Below are 23,214 nucleotides of genomic sequence, written 5' to 3'. Positions count from 1 at the left end.
AGGCGGATCAGCGGGTCGGCACCTCGCCGCGCTCGGCGCCGGTGACGATCGGCACGCGCACGGCGCTGCCCCACTCGGTCCACGAACCGTCGTAGTTGCGTACCTGCTCGAAGCCGAGCAGGTACGCAAGCACGAACCATGTGTGGCTCGAGCGCTCGCCGATACGGCAGTAGGCGATCACGTCGTCGCCGTCCTCGAGGCCGGCCTCGTCGCGGTAGATCGCGTCGAGCTCGGCGCGCGGCTTGAAGGTGCCGTCGGCGGCGGCGGCGCGGGCCCAGGGCACGGACGCCGCGGTCGGGATGTGGCCGGCGCGCAGCGCTCCCTCCTCGGGGTATGCGGGGGCGCTGGTGCGCTCGCCGTTGTACTCCTCGGGGGAACGCACGTCGATCAGCGGGTTCCCGAAGTGGGCGAGCACGTCGTCCTTGAAGGCGCGGATGACGGAGTCGTCGCGCTCGACCACCGGGTACTCGACGGGCGTCACCTCAGTGACATCCGTGGTGAGGGGTCGGCCCTCGGCGATCCAGAGGTCGCGACCGCCGTCGAGCAGGCGCACGTCCTCGTGGCCGAACAGCGTGAACACCCAGAGCGCGTAGGCGGCCCACCAGTTGTTCTTGTCGCCGTAGATGACGACGGTCGTGTCGCGGGCGATGCCCTTGGAGCCGAGGAGGGCCGCGAACTGCTCGCCGTTGACGTAGTCGCGTACGACCGGGTCGTTGAGCTCGGTGTGCCAGTCGACCTTCACGGATCCGGGGATGTGCCCGGTCTCGTAGAGCAGGACGTCCTCGTCGGACTCGACCACGACGAGCCCGGGTTGCCCGAGGCGTTCGGCGAGCCATTCGGTGGTGACGAGGCGCTCGGGGTGCGCGTACTCGGTGAACTTGGCTGCGGAGTCGAGCTCGGCGGACATGGGGAACCTCCAGGGATCGTCCGGTCAGACGGGGTGTATGGGGCAGCGGACTAGGCTGGTCACCTGTCCACCTCGAATCTACGCGGCGTGCGGGTGGAAGTCAGCATGCCCGTCATCCGGTGCAATACGGGAGTCCCTCCAGCATGACCACGCCAACGAGCCATGCCCTCGTCCGACTCGTCGAGCGGAGCCCGTCGATCTCCGGTGCCGAGATCGCGTCGGAACTCATCCCGCCACCGCAGTTCGAGCACGCGTCCTTCGAATCGTACCGACCCGACCCCGACTTCCCGTCGCAGCAGGCAGCACTCGACCGCCTCAACGCGTTCGCCGGCGCCTGGCGCGCCGCGCAGCGGCCCGGCGGCTTCTTCTCGCGCAAGCGGCCCGCGCGCATCGAGCTTCCGGGCGTCTATCTCGACGGCGGGTTCGGTGTCGGCAAGACGCATCTGCTCGCCGCGCTGTGGCACGTCGCGCACGGCCCGAAGTACTTCGGCACGTTCATCGAGTACACGGCGCTCGTCGGCGCACTCGGCTATGCCAATGCGGTGCAGTTGCTGTCGGGCGCGCGCCTCGTCTGCATCGACGAGTTCGAACTCGACGACCCGGGCGACACGATGCTCATGACCAGGTTCCTCGGCGAGCTGATGGCCGGCGGCACACGGGTGGCGGCGACGTCGAACACGCCGCCGAACGCGCTCGGCGAGGGCCGCTTCGCCGCGGCCGACTTCCTCCGCGAGATCCACGCGCTGTCGTCCAATTTCGAGACGCTCCGGATCGACGGGCTCGACTACCGCCGCCGCGACACCGAGGGGCATGCCGAGGCCCTCCCCGACGGCGCCTTGGTCGCGCACACCGCCGAGGCGCTCGCGACGCGCGGCCACCGGGTCTCGCTCGACGGATTCGACGAGCTCATCGCGCACCTGGCCACGGTGCATCCCTCGAAGTACATCAAGCTCATCGACGGGGTCGAGTTCATCGCGCTCGAGGGCGTGCACGAGCTGTCCAACCAGAACGCCGCGCTGCGGCTCGTGGCGTTCATCGACCGCGTCTACGACGCCGAGGTGCCGGTCATCGCGAGCGGCATCCCGCTCGACCGCGTCTTCGACGACGAGATGATGGCCGGCGGGTACCGCAAGAAGTACCTGCGCGCGATGAGCCGCATGATCGCGCTCACCACGGGGGAGCTGCCCCCGCACGAGTGAGCCGCGGCCCGCGGCATCCGCTCACGCCATCCGGATGCCGGGATATGCCGCGACGGACCGAACTCACACCGATCGCCCCGTCCGCCGAAATCTGCTGTTTACATAGATGGCCCAGGCCGTAACGATCCCGAAACATAACTCGATCTCTCCCGAAACGTGCCGTGATGAGACTGGACCGCACCAGGTTCCCCACCCCTGCACTGAGAGAGGTTCGAGATGGATCAAGGCAATACGGCGTTCCTTCTGATCATGGCGGCACTCGTGTTGCTCATGACGCCCGGGCTCGCGTTCTTCTACGGCGGGCTCGTCAAGGCCAAGAGCGTCATCAGCATGATGATGATGAGCTTCGGCGCCATCGGCCTCATCGGCGTGCTCTGGGTGCTGTACGGCTACGCCATCGCGTTCCCCGCGACGGAAGGCATGGCTCCGGTGTGGACCATCGACTGGTCGGAGATCGGCCTGCAGAGCCTGCTGGAGACGCCTGAAGGGGCTGCCTACCCGCCGCTCGCGTTCGTGGCCTTCCAGGCGACCTTCGCGATCATCACGGTCGCGCTGGTCTCGGGCGCCATCGCCGACCGCGCGAAGTTCGGCGCCTGGATGGTCTTCGCAGGAGTGTGGGCGACGGTCGTCTACTTCCCCGTCGCGAGCTGGGTGTTCAACTTCGGCCTCGATCCGGAGACAGGCGCCTACTCCTACGGCGGCTGGATCACCTACGGCATGCAGGAGTTCTTCGGCCAGGGCGCACTCGACTTCGCCGGCGGCACGGCGGTGCACATCAACGCCGGTGCGGCTGCGCTCGCGCTGGCGCTCGTGCTCGGCAAGCGCGTGGGCTTCTCGAAGGGCGCACACGTGCCCCACAACCCGCCGTTCGTGCTGCTCGGCGCCGGTCTCCTGTGGTTCGGATGGTTCGGCTTCAACGCCGGTTCGGAGCTCGCCGCAGACAACACCGCGGCGATCGCGTGGATCAACACGCTTGCCGCGCCGGCCGCGGCCCTGCTCGCCTGGCTCGTCGTGGAGAAGATCAAGGATGGCAAGCCCACCTCCGTCGGAGCTGCATCGGGCGCCGTCGCCGGTCTCGTCGCGATCACCCCGGCGTGTGCCTTCCTCACGCCCGGCTGGGCGATCCTGCTGGGTGTCATCGCCGGTGCCGTCTGCGCCCTTGCGATCGACCTGAAGTTCAAGTGGGGCTTCGACGACTCGCTCGACGTGGTGGGCATCCACCTCGTCGGCGGCCTCATCGGTACGCTCTACCTCGGCTTCTTCGCCAACGGCGTCGGCCTCATCTACAGCGGCAACCTCACGCAGCTGCTGGTGCAGGCGATCGCGGCCTTCTCGGTCATGATCTACTCGTTCGTGCTCGCCTGGGTCATCGGGTTCATCATCCAGAAGACCATGGGCTTCCGGGTGAAGAACGAGGACGAGATTGCCGGCATCGACACCGTCGTGCACGGCGAGGAGGGCTACAAGCTCGAGACCGTCTGACGACGCTGAATCACCGCGAGGGCGGTGGGGTAGTGTGCGGGTGTGCCAGACACCAGCCGCTTCCTCACCGCCCTCGGGCGTGTCATCCGGTCCCTCACGGGCAGTCGCCCGTCGGACACGACGGATGCCGCGTCGGGTCGCTCGTCGGTGTCGACCGGGTTGCTCTCCCCGGGCCAGTCAGGGCCGTCGGCCACCGTGGAGGTCGACCCCCGGCGGCTGCGCGACGTGCGGCTGGGGTACACGCCGTCACGCGACGGCGAACCCGATCCGGGAGAGATCGTGTGGACGTGGGTGCCCTACGAGGAGCGCGATGGCCGCGGCAAGGACCGCCCCGTCGCGATCGTCGCGGCGTCGGGCGGCGGTGACTTCCTCGCCGTGCAGCTGACGAGCAGGGCCCACGACGCCGACCGCGACTTCGTCGCCCTCGGCGACGGGGCGTGGGACGCCACGGGCCGACCCAGCTGGGCGCGCATCGACCGGGTGTTCCGAGTGCGCACCGCCGGCATGCGCCGCGAGGCGGCTTCACTCGACGCCGTTCGATATGCGCGGATCACGCAGGCCCTCGGCGAGCGGTACGGCTGGCGCTGAGCTGCTCGCCCACCGCAGGCGTTCAGTGGCGCGGCGGACGGTGCAGCCCGAACGGCGACCCCTGGTCATCGCGGCACAGCCGGAACTCGCCGGGTGAAACAGAAGAACGCCCCCAGTGGAGTGGGGGCGTTCGTGGGCGATGCCGGGCTCGAACCGACGACCTCTTCCGTGTGAAGGAAGCGCGCTACCAGCTGCGCCAATCGCCCATGTGAAGGCGGTTCCGAACTCATCGTGACCGCGGATTCGATACTAGCCGACCCGTGAGGACGAATGCACATCGACCGGCCCCGTGGTGCTCGATCGGCGGGCGCGGCGCGTCGACACGCCCGAGATTCCGCCTCGGATTCCGCTGGTGATCTGGCCGAACTTGTCATCCGGCCCCCTCGGTTTGTGAATCGATCAGGGAATCCGTTAGAGTCTCTCTGCACGCAGAAATGCGGGCAATGCGGATGTGGCGCAGTTGGTAGCGCATCACCTTGCCAAGGTGAGGGTCGCGAGTTCGAGTCTCGTCATCCGCTCTGACCAGGATCGGGCGCAAGCCCGATTCCTGCTCTTCTGGTGGTGAACCCATACACGGTGGATTGGCCGAGAGGCGAGGCAGCGGCCTGCAAAGCCGTATACACGGGTTCGAATCCCGTATCCACCTCCAAGCCGAGAATCGCCTCTCGACTTGGGCGATTGGCGCAGCGGTAGCGCGCTTCCCTGACACGGAAGAGGTCACTGGTTCGATCCCAGTATCGCCCACCACGAACCCCCGGTTCACCGGGGGTTTTTCGTTGCCGAAAGCGGCTCGTGCAATTCATGCGCGAGATCTCCTTCCCCGAGAGGTCGCCTGGAAGGAATCAGCGTCATACCGACGGCGTAACCTGAAGATGCGCGGGCCGGAGCGCTCCCACCGGATAGGAGCAACCGCCGATGCCACAGCCTGAGTTCAAATGGCATCCGCTCCTCAACGCCGACGAGCGCACACCGGGCGTGTGGACGATGGTCGACAGCACCGGACGCGACTACGGCACCGTTCGAATCGTCCGCGAGGGCGGTGCGATCGTCTATGTGAGCGAGCTGCGCGGGGAGAGGCTGGGCGGGCGAAACGTCAGCCTGCGCCAAGCCGTCGAGAAGGTACACGCGGCATTCGTGCGTTTCTATTCGAACGTCCCCGTGCGCGCCAGGTAGCCTCGTCGGGCGATTACGGAATGTCGCGATACTTCGAAAGCTGCGCAGCCTCGTTCGCCTTCCTCACTTCCTCGGCGCCATCCCGGTCGAGCTTGTCGACAGGAAGGCCAGGACCGAACTTCCGCCAAAGCAGGTACCCAACCAGAGCGACCACGCCAATCGCGCCCACGATGAACCAAGACAGCAGATCCATGGCCTCCTCCTGTCAATTGCTGCGCAGAATACGCTCGGTACCACTGAGCGGCAATGAACCCCACACGACGAACCCCCGAGCGATCGGGGGCTTTCTTCGCTTTCGGGCAAGGGTCGAGCGAGCCGACGCCGAGTAGCATTCCACCATGGCGGAACGGGGCACGTCCGCGTCCAACGAGCCTGGGCAGACGACGGGATGGTTCTCGCGCGTGCCGATGTGGGTGCGCATCGCCGTTCCTGCCGTGCTGCTGGTCGGCGGCGCTGCGGCCGTGGTCGTCGCGGTGTCGCAGCCCCAGGACCCGATCGAGGCCGCACAGTCCGTGTGCCACTCGGGCGCCCAGGCGGAACTCGAGTTCGGTGATCGGTCCGCGATCGATGTGTCACGTTCATTCGAGGTCGTCGCGGCCGGCGACGATTCCTATCGTGTGACCGGGACTGCGACCTTCCAGGACACGGAGGGAACGACCCATCACGTCAACGTGAGGTGCATCATCAGGGTTGAGGACGGCAGGATGCGGGCGGCGAGCATCCGGGTCCAGGATTGAGCATCGCCGTCGACTGATCATCACAAGCCGAGGATGTGCTCACACCCGCGCCGCGCCGGGAGGTCCGCGTGTTCCTCATGCGACCGTGACGACGACCTTGCCCTTTGCGTGGCCTTCGCTGACGTGACGGATGGCCGCCGCGACATCCGCCAGTTCGCAAGTGCGGTCGATCACGGGAACGACGGTTCCGGCCGCCGCAAGTGCGGCGAGGTGATCGAGATCGCGGTTCGGCTGGTGCACGAGCAGCGCCATCGTGCGATCACTCCGCGTGGCCGCTCCCCAGGCACCGAAGAGCAGGAGCTGCAGGATCCGGCTCGTCGCGCCGCCGACCATGACATACCTGCCGTCGGGGGCGAGCAGGCGCCGGTAGTCGGACATCGATCGATGCGCGGAGACGTCGATGATGAGGTCGTAGCGCTCGGCGAGATCCGCGAGATCCTCGCGGGTGTAGTCGATCACCGACTCGACACCGAGCGATCGCATGAACTCGAGCTTCGCCGTCGCATCGACGCCCGTGACCCGCGCACCTGCTGCACGTGCCAGCTGGATCGCGAAGGTGCCGACGCCGCCGCCCGCACCGTTGATGAGCACGCGCTTGCCCTGCCATGCATCGCTGCGGCCGACGGCCTGGAGCGCGAGCACCCCGGCCTGGGGGATGGCCGCGGCCTGCTCGAAGGCGAGCGCAGCGGGCTTGCGCACGAGCGCGTCCTCGTGTGCGCTCGCGAACTCTGCGAAGCCGCCCCAGCCACTGCTCGACAGGTCGCCGAGCACCTCGTCGCCCGGCTTGAAGCGCGTCACGAGCCGACCGACCGCGGTCACCTCGCCCGCGACATCCGCACCGAGGACACGGAGCCTCGGCCGGATCGGACCCCCGACGGCACGGGCGAGGAACGGCGAGCCGCGGACGTTGTCGCAATCCCAGGAGTTCACCGAGCTGGCACGCACCCGCACGAGCACCTCGGATTCGCTCACCGTCGGCTCGCCGACCTCCGCGATGTGGAGGACCTCGGGTGGGCCGTACCGGTCATACACGGCAGCACGCATGGCGAACCCCTCCCGTTTTTGGTGATGCCCCACGCCGGGCACGGCCGACACGCTCACAGTGTAGGCGGGCCCACCGTGGGCGCCGGGGTTGACGCGCACCGATGCAGAGCTCGTCCACCGTCCACCATGATTGAGGAGTGGCGGGAGTCCTGCTGGATCTCGACGGCGTCGTCTATACCGGCGACGCGCCGGTGCCCGGTGCCGCCGCCACCATTGCCTGGCTCTCGCGAGAGGGCGTCCCCTATCGCTACGTGACCAACACCACCTCCCGCCCGCGGCGTGCGATCGTCGAGAGTCTGAGGCGGATGGGCATCCCTGCGAGCCCGGCGCAGATCCTCACGCCGACCGTCGCAGCCGTGGCCTGGATGCGTCGCAAGCACATCGAGCGGCCTGCGCTGTTCGTGCCCGACGCCACCAAGTCGGAGTTCGCGGGGCTGGAGCCTCTGCCGGCATCCGCCGCCGACGGCGCCGGTGCGGTGGTGGTCGGCGACCTCGGCGATGGGTGGGACTTCGCGACACTCAACCGCGCATTCCGGCTCCTCATGAGTGACGCGCAGCCCCCACTGCTCGCCCTCGGGCTGACCCGCTACTGGCGGGCGGAAGACGGGCTCCGCCTCGATGCCGGCGCATTCGTCCGCGCACTGGAGTATGCGACCGGCCGCACCCCGGTGGTGCTCGGCAAACCGGACCCGGCCTTCTACGGCACGGCGGTCGACGACCTCGGCCTCGAGCCGGACCAGGTCGTGATGGTCGGCGACGACGTCCGTGCTGACGTCGAGGGCGCGCAACGGGCCGGCCTGACCGGCGTCCTGGTGCGCACGGGCAAGTTCTCGCCGGCTGACCTCGCCGGTGACGTCGTGCCCGACGCCGTGCTCGACTCGATCGCCGGCCTGCCGCAGTGGTGGGCGACGCGCAGGCACGCCGCAGCGGCATCCGACGCCGACTAGTGTTGAAGGGTTCGTCTCGACTCACAGGGAGTGGATCACAGTGGCCGACGGCTTCGAGCTCTTCGCTGATCGATCCGTTGTCGCGATGCGCGTCAACGGCGAGCTCAAGGACCTCGCGACGAACGTCACGGAGACGGATGTCGTCGAGCCGGTGGCGATCGACTCGCCCGACGGACTGAGCATCCTGCGACACTCGACGGCGCACGTGCTCGCGCAGGCGGTGCAGGCCATCAACCCCGAGGCCAAGCTCGGCATCGGCCCACCCGTCACTGACGGCTTCTACTACGACTTCGACGTCGCCGAGACCTTCACGCCCGAGGATCTCAAGGCGCTCGACAAGGAGATGGCGCGCATCGTGCGCGGTGGACAGCGCTTCCAGCGCCGCGTCGTGACCGACGAGGAGGCACGCGCCGAGCTCGCGAGCGAGCCGTACAAGCTCGAGCTCATCGGGCTCAAGGGCGCGGCGGGGCACGGCGAATCGAGCGGCGACGACCACGAGTCGGTCGAGGTCGGTGCGGGCGAACTCACCATCTACGACAACGTCGACCCGAAGAGCGGCGAGACCGTCTGGAAAGACCTCTGCCGCGGACCGCACCTGCCGAACACCCGAATGATCGGCAACGGGTGGTCGCTCACGCGCCTCGCAGCCGCCTACTGGCGTGGCTCCGAGAAGAACCCGCAGCTGCAGCGCATCTATGGCACGGCATGGGCCACGAAAGACGAGCTGCGCGCCTACCAGCACCGCCTCGAGGAGGCGGCGAGGCGCGATCATCGGAAGCTCGGGCGGGAACTCGACCTGTTCAGCTTCCCCGATGAGATCGGCTCGGGGCTCTCGGTCTGGCATCCGCGCGGCGGTGTCGTGCGCATGGAGATGGAGCAGCACGCACGTCGTCGCCATGTCGCCGACGGATACACCTACGTCTACACCCCCCACATCTCGAAGGAGGATCTCTTCCTCCAGTCGAACCACCTCATCACCTATAAAGAGGGCATGTTCCCGCCCATCCGCATGGACGAGGAGCGCGACGCCGACGGCAACGTCACGAAGCAGGGCCAGGACTACTACCTGAAGCCCATGAACTGCCCGATGCACATCCTCATCTACAAGGAGCGAGGGCGCAGTTACCGCGACCTCCCGATGCGACTCGCCGAGAACGGCACCGTCTACCGGAACGAGCTCTCGGGTGCGCTGCACGGACTCACCCGGGTGCGCGGCTTCACCCAAGACGACTCGCACCTCTTCGTCACCCCGGATCAGCTCGAGGAGGAGGCCACCAAGGTCATCGCCTTCGTCATCTCGATGCTGCGCGACTTCGGACTCGACGACTTCGAGCTCGAGCTGTCGCTGCGCGACGACGACAAGGAGAAGTGGATCGGCTCCGACGAGTTCTGGGAGTACTCGACGAACGCGCTGCGCAACGTGGCCCGCACGAGCGGACTCAAGCTCACCGAGATGCCCGGCGAGGCCGCGTTCTACGGGCCGAAGATCGACCTCAAGACGCGCGATGCGATCGGCCGAACCTGGCAGCTCTCGACGGTGCAGGTCGACCCCAACCTGCCGGAGCGCTTCGGACTCGAGTTCACCGATCGTGACGGGCAGAAGAAGCGCCCGATCATGATCCACCGTGCGCTGTTCGGCTCGATCGAGCGGTTCTTCGCAATCCTGCTCGAGCACTACGCGGGCGCGTTCCCCGTGTGGCTCGCACCGGTGCAGGTCGTCGGCATCCCCGTCGCCGACGAGTACGCGCCGTACCTCGGCGCGATCATCGATCAGCTGAAGGGTGCGGGCGTGCGCGCCGAGCTCGATGTGAGCGACGACCGCATGCAGAAGAAGATCCGCACGCACACCCAGCAGAAGGTTCCCTTCCAGCTCATCGCCGGCGAGAACGACCGCGCGGCCGAGACCGTGAGCTTCCGGTTCCGTGACGGCAGCCAGGAGAACGGCGTGCCGATCGCCGAGGCCGTGCGGCGCATCCGTCTCGCCATCGACGAGCACCGGCAGGTGGTCACGAAAGCCGACCTCGAGGAATGAGCGCGTACCAGGCCGATGAGTTCGACGGCGTGCCGACGGATGCCGCGGCGGACCTCGCCGGCGTGCCCGACGCGTTCCAGCGGCTCTGGACGCCGCACCGCCTCGTGTACATCCAGCACGGGCAGCAGCCAGACGAGCACGCGTGCCCGTTCTGCCGCGCCCCCGAGATGAGCGATGAGCAGTCGCTCATCGTCGCCCGCGGCACGCACGCCTACGTCCTGCTCAACCTGTACCCCTACAACAGCGGGCACCTGCTCGTCTGCCCGTACCGCCACGTCGCGACGTACGACGAAGCCCGCGCCGAGGAGGTCGCCGAGATCGGCGAGCTCACCCAGGTCGCGATGCGCGTGGTGAAGCAGGTATCGAGGTGCGACGGGTTCAACATCGGCATGAACCAGGGCCGCATCGCCGGCGCCGGCATCTCCGAGCACCTGCACCAGCACATCGTGCCGAGGTGGGCGCTGGACTCCAACTTCTTCCCGATCATCGCGGGCACCAAGGCGCTGCCTCGCCTCCTCGGCGAAGTGCGACAGGAGATCGCCGAGGCCTGGCCCGCATAGACCCCACGCGTGCGGGAGGTCGAGCTGGACACGGTGTCCACTCGGCGCCTGCGCGACCTCCACCGTGGCACGAGCCGCACCCGTTCCGACGACTAGGATTGACCTATGACCGAGAGCTCCATCCCTGCGCCCGCCGCGACCTCGCTGACCGGCTCGAGCCGTGTGAAGCGCGGCCTCGCCGAGATGCTGAAGGGCGGCGTCATCATGGACGTCGTCACGCCCGAGCAGGCGCGCATCGCCGAGGATGCGGGTGCCGTGGCGGTCATGGCGCTCGAGCGGGTGCCCGCCGACATCCGTTCGCAGGGCGGCGTCGCGCGCATGAGCGATCCCGACCTCATCGAGGCCATCATCGCCGAGGTGTCGATCCCGGTGATGGCGAAGGCGCGCATCGGCCACTTCGTCGAGGCGCAGGTGCTGCAGGCGCTCGACGTCGACTACATCGACGAGTCCGAGGTGCTCTCGCCGGCCGACTACGTGAACCACATCGACAAGTGGGCGTTCAACACGCCGTTCGTGTGCGGTGCGACGAACCTCGGCGAGGCGCTCCGTCGGATCAACGAGGGTGCGGCGATGATCCGCTCCAAGGGCGAGGCCGGCACCGGCGACGTCTCCGAGGCGACCAAGCACATCCGCCAGATCACCTCCGAGATCAACCAGCTGAAGTCGATGACGCGTGACGAGCTGTACGTCGCCGCGAAGGAGCTGCAGGCGCCCTACGATCTCGTGCTCGAGGTCGCCGAGACCGGCAAGCTTCCGGTCGTGCTGTTCGTCGCGGGCGGCGTCGCCACCCCGGCGGATGCCGCGATGATGATGCAGCTCGGCGCCGACGGCGTGTTCGTGGGCTCGGGCATCTTCAAGTCGGGAAACCCCGAGCAGCGCGCGGCCGCGATCGTGAAGGCGACCACGTTCTACGACGACCCGTCGGTGATCGCGGATGTCTCGCGCGGCCTCGGTGAGGCCATGGTCGGCATCAACGTCGCCGACCTCGCCGCGCCGCACCGCCTCGCCGAGCGCGGCTGGTGACCACCAACCTTCGCAGCGAATCGCTCGGCACGGAGGGCCAGGCCTCGGCCGGTCCCCGCGTCGGCGTGCTCGCCCTGCAGGGCGACTTCCGCGAGCATGCCCACGTGCTGTCGCGCCTCGGCGCGCACGTGTCGCTCGTGCGCCGGCCCGAGGAGCTCGACGCCGTCGACGGTCTCGTGATCCCCGGCGGCGAGTCGACGGTCATGGACAAGCTCGCGCGCGCATACGGCCTCGCCGAGCCACTCAAGGCGGCCATCGCCGACGGCCTGCCGGTGTACGGCACCTGTGCCGGCCTCATCCTGCTCGCCGACACCGTGCTCGACGCGATCGCCGGCCAGCAGAGCCTCGGCGGACTCGACGTGGTGGTGCGCCGCAACGCCTTCGGTTCGCAGAACCAGTCCTTCGAGACCGACCTCGACATCCCCGCGCTCGGTGACGGGCCGGTGCACGCGGTGTTCATCCGCGGCCCGGTGGTCGAGTCGGTCGGCCCCGCGGCGACCCCCCTCTCGGCACTCGCCGACGGTCGCGTCGTCGCGGTCGAGCAGGGAAACCTGCTCGGCACCAGCTTCCATCCCGAGATCACGGGGGAGTACCGGTTCCACGAGTACTTCCTCGGCAAGGTGCGCGACCGACGCTGAGATGCGGACCTTGGCATGTCGTGCCGGGAAGGGCCATCATTCGGACATGACCTCACCTTCCGGCGCGATGGGCGCTTCCACACGCCGTCAGCTCACGGTCTTCGCGATCATCTGCCTCGTCGTCAGCTGGGGGCTCTGGCTCGTCGCCGGTATCCACGGAACACCGGTCACGTCGTCACCGGCCATCTGGTGGTTCGCCCTCGGCGCGAGCGGCCCCTCTCTCGCCGCACTCGGCGCCTACGTCGTACTGCGACACGGAAACGTTCCGCGGACGCGGGTTCGGGTCCCCTGGCTGTGGCTCCCACTCGCGCTCGTCCTCGGTGCGCTGCCGGCCGTCGTGACCGAGGCGGCACTCGACGCCGGGGGGTTCGGATCGTCGGCCGGCGGGGTCGTCGCGGCATCCGGGGGACTGCTGCTGTTCGTCGTCACGTTCCTCATCGCCGGACCGCTGGCGGAGGAGTTCGGATGGCGGGGCTACCTCCAGCCGCGGCTGCGCACCCGCTTCGGGATCCTCGCCACGGCGGCCGTCGTCGGTGCGGCGTGGGCGGTCTGGCATGTGCCGCTGTTCTTCCTGGAGGGCACCGGCCAGCAGGCGATGGGGCTGTTCACCCTTCGTGGACTGCTCTTCATGGTCTCGCTGCTCCCGCTCTCGGTGACGTACCTGTTCCTCACCGAACGCCTCGGCGGCGCGGTCTGGGCGGCGATCCTCGTCCACTTCGCAGGGAACGCGGCCGGTGCCCTCCTGCCCCAGGCGAGCGACGTGGCGGCCGTGCTGCAGTTCGCGGTGATCCTCGTGATCGCCGCGATCGTGTACGCCGCCTGGCGCCGCGCGCCCACCACGGCAGCCCAGGAGGCGGTGGCCACGGCGATCAGCGTGGATCGGTGAGCGCGTGTCGGCCGCCCTCGGTAGGGTCACACCATGACCGACTTCATCGCACTGCTTCGTGGCGTGAACGTCGGCGGCATCACGATCAGGTCGCCCGAGCTCCGCGAGCTGTTCGACGGCCTCGGCTTCGATGACGTGCGCACCGTGCTCGCGAGCGGGAACGTGACCTTCGCATCGGCGAAGCGCGAATCCGACGCGGCGCTGAAGGGCCGCATCGAGCGGGCGCTCCGCGACCGGTTCGGCTACGACGCGTGGATCATCCTCGTGACCCGCGAGGAACTCGAACGCGCCGTCGAGGGGTTCCCGTTCGACGCCGATGATGCGAGCCGACAACCGTGGGTGATCTTCGCCTCGGAGGCTGGCGTCGTCGACGAGCTCATGCGCTTCGCCGACGGGGCCGATCCCGACGTCGATCCGCTCGCGAGGGGCGAAGGCGTCGTCTACTGGAACCCCGTGAAGGGCACGACCGTCGGCACGCCGTTCGCGAAGCTCCTGGCCAAGCCGAGGTACAAGCCGGTGACCACCAATCGGAACCTCCGCACGCTCCGGAGGGTGCTCGGCTAGGAGCGGGTCCACGCGGCATCCGCCCGTCGACCCGGAGCCGGCGCAGGTGCTGCCTTACAATGGTCTGTCGGCGGACGCACCCGCCGCGAAGCGATTCAGGAGCATCATGTCCGGGCATTCCAAGTGGGCGACGACCAAGCACAAGAAGGCCGTCATCGACGCACGACGGGCGAAGTCGTTCGCGAAGCTCATCAAGAACATCGAGGTAGCCGCGAAGATGGGCGGCGCCGATCTCTCCGGCAACCCGACGCTCGTCGACGCCGTGCAGAAGGCCAAGAAGACCTCGGTGCCGAACGACAACATCGACCGCGCCATCAAGCGCGGCGCCGGCCTCACCGGTGAGTCGATCGACTACGCGACGATCATGTACGAGGGCTACGGCCCCAACGGCGTCGCACTGCTCATCGAGTGCCTCACCGACAACAGGAACCGCGCCGCCGCCGAGGTGCGCACCCTCATGACCCGCAACGGCGGCACGATGGCCGATCCCGGCTCGGTCGCCTACAACTTCTCCCGCAAGGGCGTCATCGTGGTCCCCGCCGAGGGCACCACGGAGGACGACGTGCTCGTCGCAGTGCTCGACGCCGGCGCGGAGGAGGTCACCAACGAGGGCGATACGTTCGAGGTGATCACCGAGGCATCCGACATGGTGGCGGCGCGCACGGCACTGCAGGAGGCGGGCATCGACTACGACTCGGCGGATGCCGCGTTCGTGCCGTCGCTCAAGGTCGAGATCGACGCCGACACCGCCCGCAAGGTGTTCCGGCTCATCGACGCCCTCGAGGACAGCGACGACGTGCAGAACGTCTACAGCAACTTCGACCTCTCGGCAGAGGTGCAGGCCGTGCTCGAGGCGGAGTAGGCCGATCACCGTGCGCGTGCTTGGCATCGACCCGGGGCTCACGCGCTGCGGCGTGGGGGTGGTCGACGTCGAGCCGAACCGCACCGCCAGGCTCGTCGACGTCGTCGTGCTGCGTTCGCCGGCCGACCTCGACACGCCGCGCCGCCTCGCGCGGATCGCCGACGGGCTCGAGGCGATCATCGAGGAGCACCGGCCGCAGGCGGTCGCGCTCGAGCGGGTGTTCGCCCGCAGCGACGTCTCGACGATCATGGGCACCGCACAGATCTCGGGCGTCGCGATGCTCATCGCCGCGCGGCGGGCGTTGCCGGTCGCGCTGCACACGCCGAGCGAGGTGAAGGCCGCGATCACGGGCTACGGTCGCGCCGACAAGGCGCAGGTGGGGGCGATGGTCGCCCGCATCCTCGGGCTCGACGCGGTGCCGAAGCCGGCGGATGCCGCCGACGCGCTCGCGCTGGCGATCTGCCACGCCTGGCGCACGGGCGGTGCGGCGGGGGCCGCCGTGACCGACGCGAGTGCCGCACAGGCCGGCGATGCGGCGCTCACGCCCGCGCAACGGGCGTGGCTCGCCGCGGAGCGTTCCGCCGCCGTGTCGGGGGCGGCCCGTAGGGTGAAGGAGTGATCTCCTCTCTCCGCGGCCGAGTGCTCACGGCAGCCGGCAGTTCGGTCGTGATCGACGTGGGCGGCGTCGGGTTCCACGTCAACGCCACGCCCGCGCTCGCGCTCGCGAGCCGAGAGGGCCACGAGATCACGGTGCACACGAGCCTCATCGTGCGCGAGGACGCGTTGACGCTCTTCGGGTTCGCCACCCGCGACGAGCTCGACGTGTTCGAGCTGCTCATCGGCGTCACCGGCGTCGGGCCGAAATCGGCGCTCGGCGTGCTCTCGGCGCTCTCACCCGAGCAGGTGGCCTCGGCCGTGCAGGCCGACGACGATGCCGTGTTCCGCAAGGTGAGCGGCATCGGCCCGAAGACCGCCAAGCTCATCACGGTGTCGCTCGCGGGCAAGCTCGTCTCCACGCGGTCGGTTTCCATGCCGGCCACCGTGGCCGCCGGTGGCGTCGCCGAGAGCGTCCTCGCCGCGATCACCGGGCTCGGCTGGTCGGAGCGGGTCGCGGCTGACGCCGTCGAAGAGACGATGGCCGCGGCATCCGACGTGGAGGCCGCGTCGGTGCCCGCGCTGCTGCGGCTCACGCTGGCTCGCCTCGGGCCGGCACAGCACTTCGGCCGGTCGAGATGAGCCGCAGCGAGATGGACGAGCCCGACCTCGACCTCACCGACCCGGTGCTCGCGTCGGAGGCGGAGCTCGCCTTCGAAGGGGCGCTCCGGCCCCGCAGCCTCGCCGAGTTCGTCGGGCAGACCCGCGTGCGCGGGCAGCTGCACCTGCTGCTCACCGCCGCAACGCTGCAGCAGCGCACGCCCGACCACATCCTGCTCGCCGGCCCGCCTGGCCTCGGCAAGACCACCCTCGCGATGATCGTCGCCCACGAGGGCGGCCGCCCGCTGCGCATGTCGAGCGGCCCGGCGATCCAGCACGCCGGCGACCTCGCCGCGATCCTCAGCTCCCTCGTGCCGGGTGAAGTGCTCTTCATCGACGAGATCCACCGCATGGCGCGCGCGGCCGAGGAGATGCTGTATCTCGCGATGGAGGACTTCCGCATCGACATCATGGTGGGCAAGGGCGCCGGCGCCACGTCGGTTCCGCTCGACCTCGCCCCGTTCACGCTCGTGGGCGCCACCACGCGCGCCGGCCTCCTGCCGAACCCGCTTCGCGACCGGTTCGGCTTCACCGCCCACCTCGAGTTCTATGACGAGGCGGAGCTCGAACAGGTGCTGGTGCGGGCGGCGAGCCTGCTCGGCCTCGCCATCGACCGCGAGGCCATCGCCGAGATCGCCGGGCGCTGCCGTGGCACGCCCCGCATCGCCAACCGCCTGCTCCGTCGCGTCCGCGACTACGCGCTCGTGCATGGCGGAAGGGCCGACATCGACGCAGTGCGGGCAGCGCTCGACCTCTACGATGTCGACCCGCTCGGGCTCGACCGGCTCGACCGGGCGGTCATGCAGACGATCCTCACGAGGTTCGGCGGGGGCCCCGTCGGGCTCAACACCCTGGCGGTCTCCGTGGGGGAGGAGGCCGAGACGATCGAGGCGGTGGTCGAGCCCTTCCTGGTCCGCATCGGGCTCATCACGCGAACCCCCAGAGGTCGAGTGGCGACGCCGGCGGCGTGGCGCCATTTCGGGCTGTCGCAGGGTGCACCCGAGGGCGCAGCGACCCTGCCGATCGATGACCTATAATCCATTGAGGCTTCGTCCTCAACGCCGTCGACTTCGTGCGGCACGCCGCACACCGGAAGGTTCCTCCCCCTCATGACGTTCGATCCCTTCACTATCATCATGCTCGCCGTCCTGGCGGTGCTGATCTTCTTCATGTTCCGCAACTCGCGCAAGCGCCAGTCCGACGCACGGAACCTGCAGGCGAAGGTCCAGCCGGGGGCGAAGGTCATGACCAACTTCGGCGTCTTCGGCACCATCCTCTCGATCGACGAAGACGAGAGCCAGGTGCTCCTCGAGACCTCGCCCGGCACGGTGCTCACGGTGCACCGCCAGACGATCGCCCGCGTGGTGGAGCCGGCTGAGGTCGACACCACGACCGAGGTCGGTCACGACGACGTCGAGGGCGAGCCCGAGTTCGGCGAGCGTGTCGACGACACGCCGACCGACGAGTCACCCGACACCAAGAAGTCGGACGACTAAGGCTCCCACCAGAGGCTCGGCCCGTCGCGACGTCGCGCGGGCTCTTGCAGAGAAAGCAGAACACGTGGCTGCACCATCGAAGCGGTCATCCCGGCCGACCCCCGTTCGCAAGGCTCGGCGATCGCTGACCTGGCTCGGTGTCATCATCATCGGGCTGTTCGCCATCAACGCGGCGGGTGTGATCTGGGCCGGCGGCTCATGGACGCCGAAGCTCGCCCTCGACCTCGAGGGCGGCACGCAGATCATCCTCGAACCGAAGGTCGAGACCGGACAGTCCGTCTCACAGGAGCAGCTCGACCAGGCCGTCTCGATCATCCGCCAGCGCGTCGACGCGTCGGGCGTCGCAGAGGCGGAGATCAACACCGAGGGCTCGAACGTCGTCGTCCGTATCCCGGGCGAGCTCGACGACCAGACCCGCGCGCGCATCGAGTCCTCGGCGAAGCTCGAGTTGCGGGCCGTGCTGCTGGCGGATGCCGCGACCAACCAGTCGGTCGACGCGAGCGCCAGCCCCGAGCCCACGGAGCCCGCAGAGGAGCTCGAGTCCACGCCGACCGCCGAGCCGACCGACGGCAGCGACCCCGCGTGGATCACGCCGGCCCTGCAGAACGAGTTCGACAACTTCGACTGCTCCACGCTCGACGAGGCCGCGACGAACGTGGCGCCGGCCGACGAGCCGCTCGTCACCTGCGACGTGTCCCGTAGCGCGAAGTACCTGCTCGGCCCGGTCGAGGCGAGCGGCGAGAACATCGTCGACGCCACCAACGGCATGGTGCAGACGTCCACGGGTGCGAACACGGGCCAGTGGGCCGTGAACATCCAGTTCGACGAACAGGGCACCAAGGACTTCGCCGCGGTCAGCACGCGCCTCTACGGCCTGAACGGCCAGACGCCGCGCGACCAGTTCGCGTTCGTGCTCGACGGCGCGGTGCTCACGGCGCCGCAGATGAACGGCGCCATCACCGACGGGCGCCCGCAGATCACGGGCAGCTTCACGCAGGAGTCGTCGAAGTCGCTCGCCGACCAGCTCAAGTTCGGCGCGCTGCCGATCAGCTTCACCGTGCAGTCATCCGACACGATCTCCGCGACACTCGGCACCTCGCAGCTGCAGTCCGGCCTCATCGCCGGCCTCATCGGCCTCGTCCTCGTCGTGATCTACACCCTGTTCCAATACCGGGCGCTCGGCTCCGTGACGATCGCATCGCTCGCGATCGTGGGGCTCATCACGTACCTGATGATCACGATCCTCTCGTGGCGCGAGGGGTACCGCCTGTCGCTCGCGGGCATCGCGGGCCTCATCGTCGCGATCGGCTTCACGGCCGACTCGTTCATCGTGTACTTCGAACGCGTGCGTGACGAATTGCGTGACGGAAGGCCTCTGGTGGGGGCCGTCGAGGCCGGCTGGAAGCGGGCCTTCCGCACGATCCTCGCCTCCAAGAGCACAAACCTCCTCGCCGCGATCGTGCTGTTCATCCTCGCGGTCGGAAGCGTAAAGGGCTTCGCCTACACGCTGGGTCTCACCACGATCATCGACGTCGTGGTGGTGATCCTGTTCACCCACCCGATGCTGCAACTGCTCGCACAGACCAGGTTCTTCTCGAGCGGCAATCCGTGGTCGGGGCTCGACCCCACCGCGCTGGGCGCGGTATACCGCGGCCGCGCCGAGTTCCGCAAGCCGGTCGCGGTGCCCGCCAGCAAGGTCGCGTCGAGCGCGAAGGAGGCGCAGAAGCGCCAGACCATCGCAGAACGCAAGGCCACCGCCGGTGTCGGCAGCGGGACGAGCGAAGGCAAGGAGTCCTGATGGCCAACCGGCTCACCACATTCGGCAACGACCTCTACACCGGCAAGCGCTCGTTCAACTTCGTCGGCGGGCGCAAGAAGTGGTACGCCATCGCGGGGGCGCTGATCATCCTCACGGTGCTCATCCCCGTGCTGCGAGGCGTCAACTTCAGCATCGAGTTCCGGGGCGGTTCGCAGTTCCAGATCGCGGGTGTCGAGAACGCGACGTCGCAGCCCGGGATCGACGCCGTGGCATCCGTGGTTCCCGACGCAACCGCCCACGTGACCATCGTCGGCGGCGATGGCGTGCGCGTGCAGACCGACCAACTCGAGCAGGAGGACTCGCGCGCCGTCACGACGGCACTCGCCGAGGCCTACGACGTGCCCGAGTCCGAGGTCACCTCCTCGTTCATCGGCCCGAGCTGGGGAGCGGATGTCACGAGGCAGGCCCTGGTGGGCCTCCTCGCGTTCGTGTTGCTCGCCGCGATCATCATGGCGTTGTACTTCCGAACGTGGAAGATGTCGCTCGCGGCGATCCTCGCGCTCATCGGCGACCTCGTGGTCACGGTCGGCATCTACTCCGCCGTCGGCTTCGAGATCAGCCCTGCAGCCACGATCGGCATCCTGACCATCCTCAGCTACTCGCTCTACGACACCGTCGTGGTCTTCGACAAGATCCGTGAGAACACTGCGGAAGACGGGCAGGAATCGCGCCGGACGTTCGCCGAGTCGGTGAACCTCGCGGTGAACCAGACCCTCGTGCGCTCGATCAACACGAGCGTGGTGGCGGCGCTCCCGGTCGCGGCGATCCTGTTCATCGGTGCGGGCGTGCTCGGAGCGGATACGCTGCGCGACATCTCGCTCGCCCTGCTCATCGGCATCATCGTCGGCACCTGGTCGACCGTCTTCATCGCGGCGCCACTGTACTCGCAACTGCGCGAGGGCGAGCCGGCGATCCGGCGACACGAGCAGAAGGTGCTGAAGGAGCGCGAGCGCGCCGCCTCCGCCGTCCGCGACGTGGCGTCCCTGCCGGGCACGTGATGTTCGCCCGGGGCGAGCGCAGCACGGGGCACACCACGGAACGGGGATAATTGAGTTCTGGAGGTGTGCGCATGACCGAGGCGGGAGTGAACTCGACCGCTTCGCTGCGCCGCCTCGTGCCGCGGATCTTCTCGAAGGCACAACCGTCGGGAGCCGTCGACACGCTCATGCGCACGGTGCGGATGCACCATCCGAAGGCCGACCTCGCGCTCGTCGAACGGGCGTACACGGTCGCCGAGCGTGCGCACGAGGGCCAGAAGCGCAAGAGCGGCGAGCCGTACATCACCCATCCGATCGCGGTCGCGCAGATTCTCGCCGACCTCGGCATCGGATCGAAGACCGTCGCCGCCGCACTGCTCCACGACACGGTCGAGGACACGGCATACACGCTCGAACAGGTGCGCGCCGACTTCGGTGACGAGATCGCGATGCTCGTCGACGGCGTCACCAAGCTCGACAAGGTCAAGTACGGCGATTCGACGCAGGCCGAGACCGTTCGCAAGATGATCGTCGCGATGTCGAAGGACATCCGCGTGCTCATCATCAAGCTCGCCGACCGGCTCCACAACGCGCGAACGTGGGGTTTCGTGCCCGCCGAGTCCGCCGCGCGGAAGGCCACCGAGACGCTCGAGATCTACGCCCCCCTCGCGCACCGGCTCGGCATCCAGGCCATCAAGTGGGAGCTCGAGGACCTGTCGTTCGCGGTGCTGTACCCCAAGCTCTACGCCGAGATCGAGAGCCTCGTGAAGCAGCGCACGCCGCAGCGCGAGGAGTTCGTGCAGACGGTCATCGACCTCGTGAACGATGACCTGAAGGCGGCGAAGATCCGCGGCAAGGTCATGGGTCGCCCCAAGCAGTATTACTCGATCTACCAGAAGATGATCGTTCGCGGCCGCGACTTCGACGAGATCTACGACCTCGTCGGCATCCGCGTGCTCGTCAACTCGGTGCGCGACTGCTATGCGGTGCTGGGCTCGATCCACGCGCGGTGGACGCCGCTACCGGGCCGGTTCAAGGATTACATCGCCACGCCGAAGTTCAACCTCTACCAGTCGCTGCACACGACGGTGATCGGTCCGAAGGGCCGCGCCGTCGAGATCCAGATCCGCACGCACGACATGCACCAGCGCGCCGAGTACGGCGTCGCGGCGCACTGGAAGTACAAGGAACGGGTGAATTCGGGCCGCGCGACGCAGGCCCCGAGCGCGAACGAGACCGACATGGCCTGGCTTGCGCACATCTCGGACTGGCAGGCCGAGACCGCCGACCCTGGCGAGTTCCTCGACTCGCTGCGCTTCGAGATCGGCGCGAAGGAGGTCTACGTCTTCACGCCGAAGGGCCGGGTGATCGGGCTGCCGGCGGGCGCGACGCCGGTCGACTTCGCCTACGCGGTGCACACCGAGGTCGGTCACCGCACCATGGGCGCGAAGGTCAACGGCCGGCTCGTGCCGCTCGAGAGCGAGCTGTCGAGCGGCGATGTCGTCGAGGTGTTCACTTCGAAGAACCCCGACTCGGGTCCGAGCAAGGACTGGCTGACGTTCGTCAAGAGCCCGCGTGCACGGAACAAGATCCGGCAGTGGTTCACCAAGGAGCGACGCGACGAGGCGATCGAGCAGGGTCGCGACGCCATCGCGCGCGCGATGCGCAAGCAGAACCTGCCCCTCCAGAAGCTCATGAGCCAGGAGTCGTTCGCCGAGGTCGCGGCCCAGCTGCGCTACGACGATGTCTCGTCGCTCTACGCGGCGGTGGGCGAGGGCCACGTCTCGACGCAGTCGGTGCTGGAGAAGGTCGTCGCGCTCGTGCGCGACGTCGACGAGGGCGACGAGCCCGACCTGCCGATCCCGGTGCGCTCTCGGCCGCTTCCGCGGAGCTCCGACTCCGGGGTGCTCGTGCGCGGGGCGCCCGACATCCTCGTGAAGCTCGCCCGGTGCTGCACGCCGGTGCCCGGCGACGAGATCGTCGGTTTCGTCACCCGCGGCGCGGGCGTCTCGGTGCACCAGGCGAACTGTCACAACGTGCAGTCCCTGATGCGCGAGCCCGAGCGCATGATCGACGTGGACTGGGCGCCGAGCTCGAAGAGCGTGTTCCTCGTGCAGATCCAGATCGAGGCGCTCGACCGGGCCGGCCTGCTCTCCGACGTCACGCGGGTGCTGTCCGAGCACCACGTGAACATCCTCTCGGCGAACGTGTCGACGTCGACCGACCGACTCGCACTCAGCAGATTCGTCTTCGAGATGGGCGACACCACCCACCTCGACCGCGTGCTGAACGCGGTTCGCCGCATCGACGCCGTGTACGACGTCTACCGGGTGAGCGACGGCTGAACGCGATCGCACCGTGATCGTGCGACGAGCGCCGCTGCGTCGAGCCGACTGCGCGCGGTCGTGCGGTGCGGCATGCGCGCCGCGGCATCCAGGCGCTCCCGCAGGGCGGTCTCGAGCGCCGGCCGAGGTGCGAGCATCGCACCGACGACCTCGACGACCTGCCCGTCGCCGAGGGTCGGATCGCGGAGCAGGTCGAACCCGGTGCGCACGATCGACGTGCAGCGGATGTCGCCGAACCACGTGATCTCGTCGTCGTCGATGCGCACCTCGCGCACGATGGAGCGGTGGTCGGCGATCACGGCGATGCGCGAACGCAGTGGTACGCAGAACTGGGCGATCGGGGGAGGTGCGTCGACGGCGCCGTGCACCCACGCCGCCGAGAGCCGCTCGACGATGAGGGAACGCGGCGCGCGGAGCGCGGCCACCGCGGCACGGAAGCCGGGCAGGTCGGGCTCGTCGATCGGTGCCCAACCGTCGTCGATCGCGTACAGCTCACCATCGAGGCGCGCCGCACAGAGCTCCGCGAGTGGCAGATGGTCGGTGTCGAGCACCGGAGGAAGCCTGGCCATGGGGACATGCTGCGGCATCCGGAGACGCCTGGAGCTCGAGGGCCGTCGGGTTGTGGAGAATGACGAGCACCCGACGGCGTACGCGGACGAGTCGCCGCGCAGCGCCGCAGCC

The 23,214-nt window shown here is 68.6% G+C and carries 24 protein-coding genes and 4 tRNA genes; 23 read left to right on the top strand and 5 right to left on the bottom strand.

Annotated elements, in window-relative coordinates:
• Nucleotides 1–7: 7 nt before the first annotated feature.
• Nucleotides 8–907 carry a sulfurtransferase gene (locus ASG80_RS15150; protein WP_056732096.1) on the bottom strand — a complete coding sequence of 300 codons (900 nt, stop codon included), beginning with the start codon at nucleotides 905–907 and terminating at the stop codon, nucleotides 8–10.
• A 143-nt stretch (nucleotides 908–1,050) separates the two neighbouring features.
• Here ASG80_RS15150 and zapE point away from each other — a divergent pair, with 143 nt between their 5' ends.
• From zapE to ASG80_RS15135, 3 genes are all read left to right on the top strand, one after another.
• On the top strand, nucleotides 1,051–2,106 hold the full coding sequence (gene zapE / locus ASG80_RS15145; protein ID WP_056732094.1) for a cell division protein ZapE: 1,056 nt from the start codon (nucleotides 1,051–1,053) through the stop codon (nucleotides 2,104–2,106).
• Between the two features lie 216 nt (nucleotides 2,107–2,322).
• Nucleotides 2,323–3,588 carry an ammonium transporter gene (locus ASG80_RS15140; RefSeq protein WP_056732093.1) on the top strand — a complete coding sequence of 422 codons (1,266 nt, stop codon included), beginning with the start codon at nucleotides 2,323–2,325 and terminating at the stop codon, nucleotides 3,586–3,588.
• 42 nt (nucleotides 3,589–3,630) lie between these two features.
• On the top strand, nucleotides 3,631–4,176 hold the full coding sequence (locus ASG80_RS15135) for a type II toxin-antitoxin system PemK/MazF family toxin (protein WP_156401867.1): 546 nt from the start codon (nucleotides 3,631–3,633) through the stop codon (nucleotides 4,174–4,176).
• Nucleotides 4,177–4,309: 133 nt separating this feature from the next.
• Here the strand turns inward: ASG80_RS15135 and ASG80_RS15130 are convergent.
• Nucleotides 4,310–4,382: transfer RNA gene (locus ASG80_RS15130), tRNA-Val, on the bottom strand.
• Between the two features lie 239 nt (nucleotides 4,383–4,621).
• On the opposite strand from ASG80_RS15130, the gene ASG80_RS15125 reads away from it, so the two are divergent.
• The 4 genes from ASG80_RS15125 to ASG80_RS15110 all read left to right on the top strand — a co-directional run bounded on the left by ASG80_RS15125 (nucleotide 4,622) and on the right by ASG80_RS15110 (nucleotide 5,349).
• A tRNA-Gly gene (locus ASG80_RS15125) sits at nucleotides 4,622–4,694 on the top strand.
• 57 nt (nucleotides 4,695–4,751) lie between these two features.
• Nucleotides 4,752–4,825 (top strand) — tRNA-Cys (locus ASG80_RS15120).
• A gap of 23 nt (nucleotides 4,826–4,848) precedes the next feature.
• Nucleotides 4,849–4,923, top strand: a tRNA-Val gene (locus tag ASG80_RS15115).
• Nucleotides 4,924–5,091: 168 nt separating this feature from the next.
• The gene (locus ASG80_RS15110; RefSeq protein ID WP_056732092.1) at nucleotides 5,092–5,349 is read left to right on the top strand and encodes a hypothetical protein; all 258 of its coding nucleotides are present in this window, start codon (nucleotides 5,092–5,094) and stop codon (nucleotides 5,347–5,349) included.
• 13 nt (nucleotides 5,350–5,362) lie between these two features.
• On the opposite strand, the gene ASG80_RS15105 is transcribed toward ASG80_RS15110, so the two are convergent.
• Complete coding sequence (locus ASG80_RS15105; protein ID WP_056732091.1) at nucleotides 5,363–5,542, bottom strand: hypothetical protein; 180 nt, start codon at nucleotides 5,540–5,542, stop codon at nucleotides 5,363–5,365.
• A gap of 145 nt (nucleotides 5,543–5,687) precedes the next feature.
• Here ASG80_RS15105 and ASG80_RS15100 point away from each other — a divergent pair, with 145 nt between their 5' ends.
• Complete coding sequence (locus tag ASG80_RS15100; protein WP_056732090.1) at nucleotides 5,688–6,086, top strand: hypothetical protein; 399 nt, start codon at nucleotides 5,688–5,690, stop codon at nucleotides 6,084–6,086.
• 75 nt (nucleotides 6,087–6,161) lie between these two features.
• Here ASG80_RS15100 and ASG80_RS15095 read toward each other — a convergent pair whose 3' ends face one another.
• Nucleotides 6,162–7,130 (bottom strand): NAD(P)-dependent alcohol dehydrogenase, encoded by a 969-nt coding sequence (locus tag ASG80_RS15095; protein ID WP_056732089.1) that lies wholly within the window; start codon nucleotides 7,128–7,130, stop codon nucleotides 6,162–6,164.
• Between the two features lie 137 nt (nucleotides 7,131–7,267).
• On the opposite strand from ASG80_RS15095, the gene ASG80_RS15090 reads away from it, so the two are divergent.
• From ASG80_RS15090 to ASG80_RS15020, 15 genes are all read left to right on the top strand, one after another.
• Nucleotides 7,268–8,077 (top strand): TIGR01458 family HAD-type hydrolase, encoded by an 810-nt coding sequence (locus ASG80_RS15090; protein WP_056732088.1) that lies wholly within the window; start codon nucleotides 7,268–7,270, stop codon nucleotides 8,075–8,077.
• A gap of 85 nt (nucleotides 8,078–8,162) precedes the next feature.
• Nucleotides 8,163–10,109, top strand: coding sequence for a threonine--tRNA ligase (gene thrS / locus ASG80_RS15085; protein ID WP_235508347.1), 1,947 nt, complete (start codon nucleotides 8,163–8,165; stop codon nucleotides 10,107–10,109).
• Entirely contained in the window at nucleotides 10,106–10,669 is a 564-nt protein-coding gene (locus tag ASG80_RS15080; RefSeq protein WP_056732085.1) for an HIT domain-containing protein, read from the top strand. Before thrS ends, ASG80_RS15080 begins: the two co-directional genes overlap by 4 nt.
• Before the next feature lie 105 nt (nucleotides 10,670–10,774).
• Nucleotides 10,775–11,692, top strand: coding sequence for a pyridoxal 5'-phosphate synthase lyase subunit PdxS (pdxS, locus tag ASG80_RS15075; RefSeq protein WP_056732083.1), 918 nt, complete (start codon nucleotides 10,775–10,777; stop codon nucleotides 11,690–11,692).
• Nucleotides 11,689–12,330, top strand: coding sequence for a pyridoxal 5'-phosphate synthase glutaminase subunit PdxT (gene pdxT, locus ASG80_RS15070; RefSeq protein ID WP_056732081.1), 642 nt, complete (start codon nucleotides 11,689–11,691; stop codon nucleotides 12,328–12,330). Before pdxS ends, pdxT begins: the two co-directional genes overlap by 4 nt.
• Before the next feature lie 46 nt (nucleotides 12,331–12,376).
• The gene (locus tag ASG80_RS15065) at nucleotides 12,377–13,216 is read left to right on the top strand and encodes a CPBP family intramembrane glutamic endopeptidase (RefSeq protein ID WP_162256639.1); all 840 of its coding nucleotides are present in this window, start codon (nucleotides 12,377–12,379) and stop codon (nucleotides 13,214–13,216) included.
• A 33-nt stretch (nucleotides 13,217–13,249) separates the two neighbouring features.
• Complete coding sequence (locus ASG80_RS15060; protein WP_056732077.1) at nucleotides 13,250–13,780, top strand: DUF1697 domain-containing protein; 531 nt, start codon at nucleotides 13,250–13,252, stop codon at nucleotides 13,778–13,780.
• A gap of 106 nt (nucleotides 13,781–13,886) precedes the next feature.
• Nucleotides 13,887–14,642, top strand: a complete 756-nt coding sequence (locus tag ASG80_RS15055) for a YebC/PmpR family DNA-binding transcriptional regulator (protein WP_056732075.1) — start codon at nucleotides 13,887–13,889, stop codon at nucleotides 14,640–14,642.
• Nucleotides 14,643–14,652: 10 nt separating this feature from the next.
• Nucleotides 14,653–15,261 carry a crossover junction endodeoxyribonuclease RuvC gene (ruvC, locus tag ASG80_RS15050; RefSeq protein WP_200952576.1) on the top strand — a complete coding sequence of 203 codons (609 nt, stop codon included), beginning with the start codon at nucleotides 14,653–14,655 and terminating at the stop codon, nucleotides 15,259–15,261.
• Complete coding sequence (gene ruvA / locus ASG80_RS15045) at nucleotides 15,258–15,878, top strand: Holliday junction branch migration protein RuvA (RefSeq protein ID WP_056732073.1); 621 nt, start codon at nucleotides 15,258–15,260, stop codon at nucleotides 15,876–15,878. The genes ruvC and ruvA overlap by 4 nt, the downstream gene beginning before the upstream one ends.
• A gap of 11 nt (nucleotides 15,879–15,889) precedes the next feature.
• A complete protein-coding gene (gene ruvB, locus ASG80_RS15040; RefSeq protein WP_056732071.1) occupies nucleotides 15,890–16,933 on the top strand; it encodes a Holliday junction branch migration DNA helicase RuvB in 1,044 nt (347 codons plus the stop codon).
• A 99-nt stretch (nucleotides 16,934–17,032) separates the two neighbouring features.
• Nucleotides 17,033–17,392 (top strand): preprotein translocase subunit YajC, encoded by a 360-nt coding sequence (yajC, locus tag ASG80_RS15035; RefSeq protein WP_235508343.1) that lies wholly within the window; start codon nucleotides 17,033–17,035, stop codon nucleotides 17,390–17,392.
• Between the two features lie 64 nt (nucleotides 17,393–17,456).
• Nucleotides 17,457–19,190, top strand: coding sequence for a protein translocase subunit SecD (gene secD, locus ASG80_RS15030; protein WP_056732069.1), 1,734 nt, complete (start codon nucleotides 17,457–17,459; stop codon nucleotides 19,188–19,190).
• A complete protein-coding gene (secF, locus tag ASG80_RS15025) occupies nucleotides 19,190–20,209 on the top strand; it encodes a protein translocase subunit SecF (RefSeq protein ID WP_056732068.1) in 1,020 nt (339 codons plus the stop codon). The genes secD and secF overlap by 1 nt, the downstream gene beginning before the upstream one ends.
• A 71-nt stretch (nucleotides 20,210–20,280) precedes the next feature.
• On the top strand, nucleotides 20,281–22,533 hold the full coding sequence (locus ASG80_RS15020) for a bifunctional (p)ppGpp synthetase/guanosine-3',5'-bis(diphosphate) 3'-pyrophosphohydrolase (protein ID WP_056732066.1): 2,253 nt from the start codon (nucleotides 20,281–20,283) through the stop codon (nucleotides 22,531–22,533).
• Here the strand turns inward: ASG80_RS15020 and ASG80_RS15015 are convergent.
• Nucleotides 22,512–23,102, bottom strand: coding sequence for a hypothetical protein (locus ASG80_RS15015; RefSeq protein ID WP_056732065.1), 591 nt, complete (start codon nucleotides 23,100–23,102; stop codon nucleotides 22,512–22,514). The genes ASG80_RS15020 and ASG80_RS15015 overlap by 22 nt on opposite strands.
• Nucleotides 23,103–23,214 lie beyond the last annotated feature (112 nt).

It is taken from the genome of Agromyces sp. Soil535 (genome assembly GCF_001428255.1).
Taxonomy (GTDB): domain Bacteria; phylum Actinomycetota; class Actinomycetes; order Actinomycetales; family Microbacteriaceae; genus Agromyces.
This window is presented reverse-complemented; position numbering and strand designations above follow the sequence as displayed.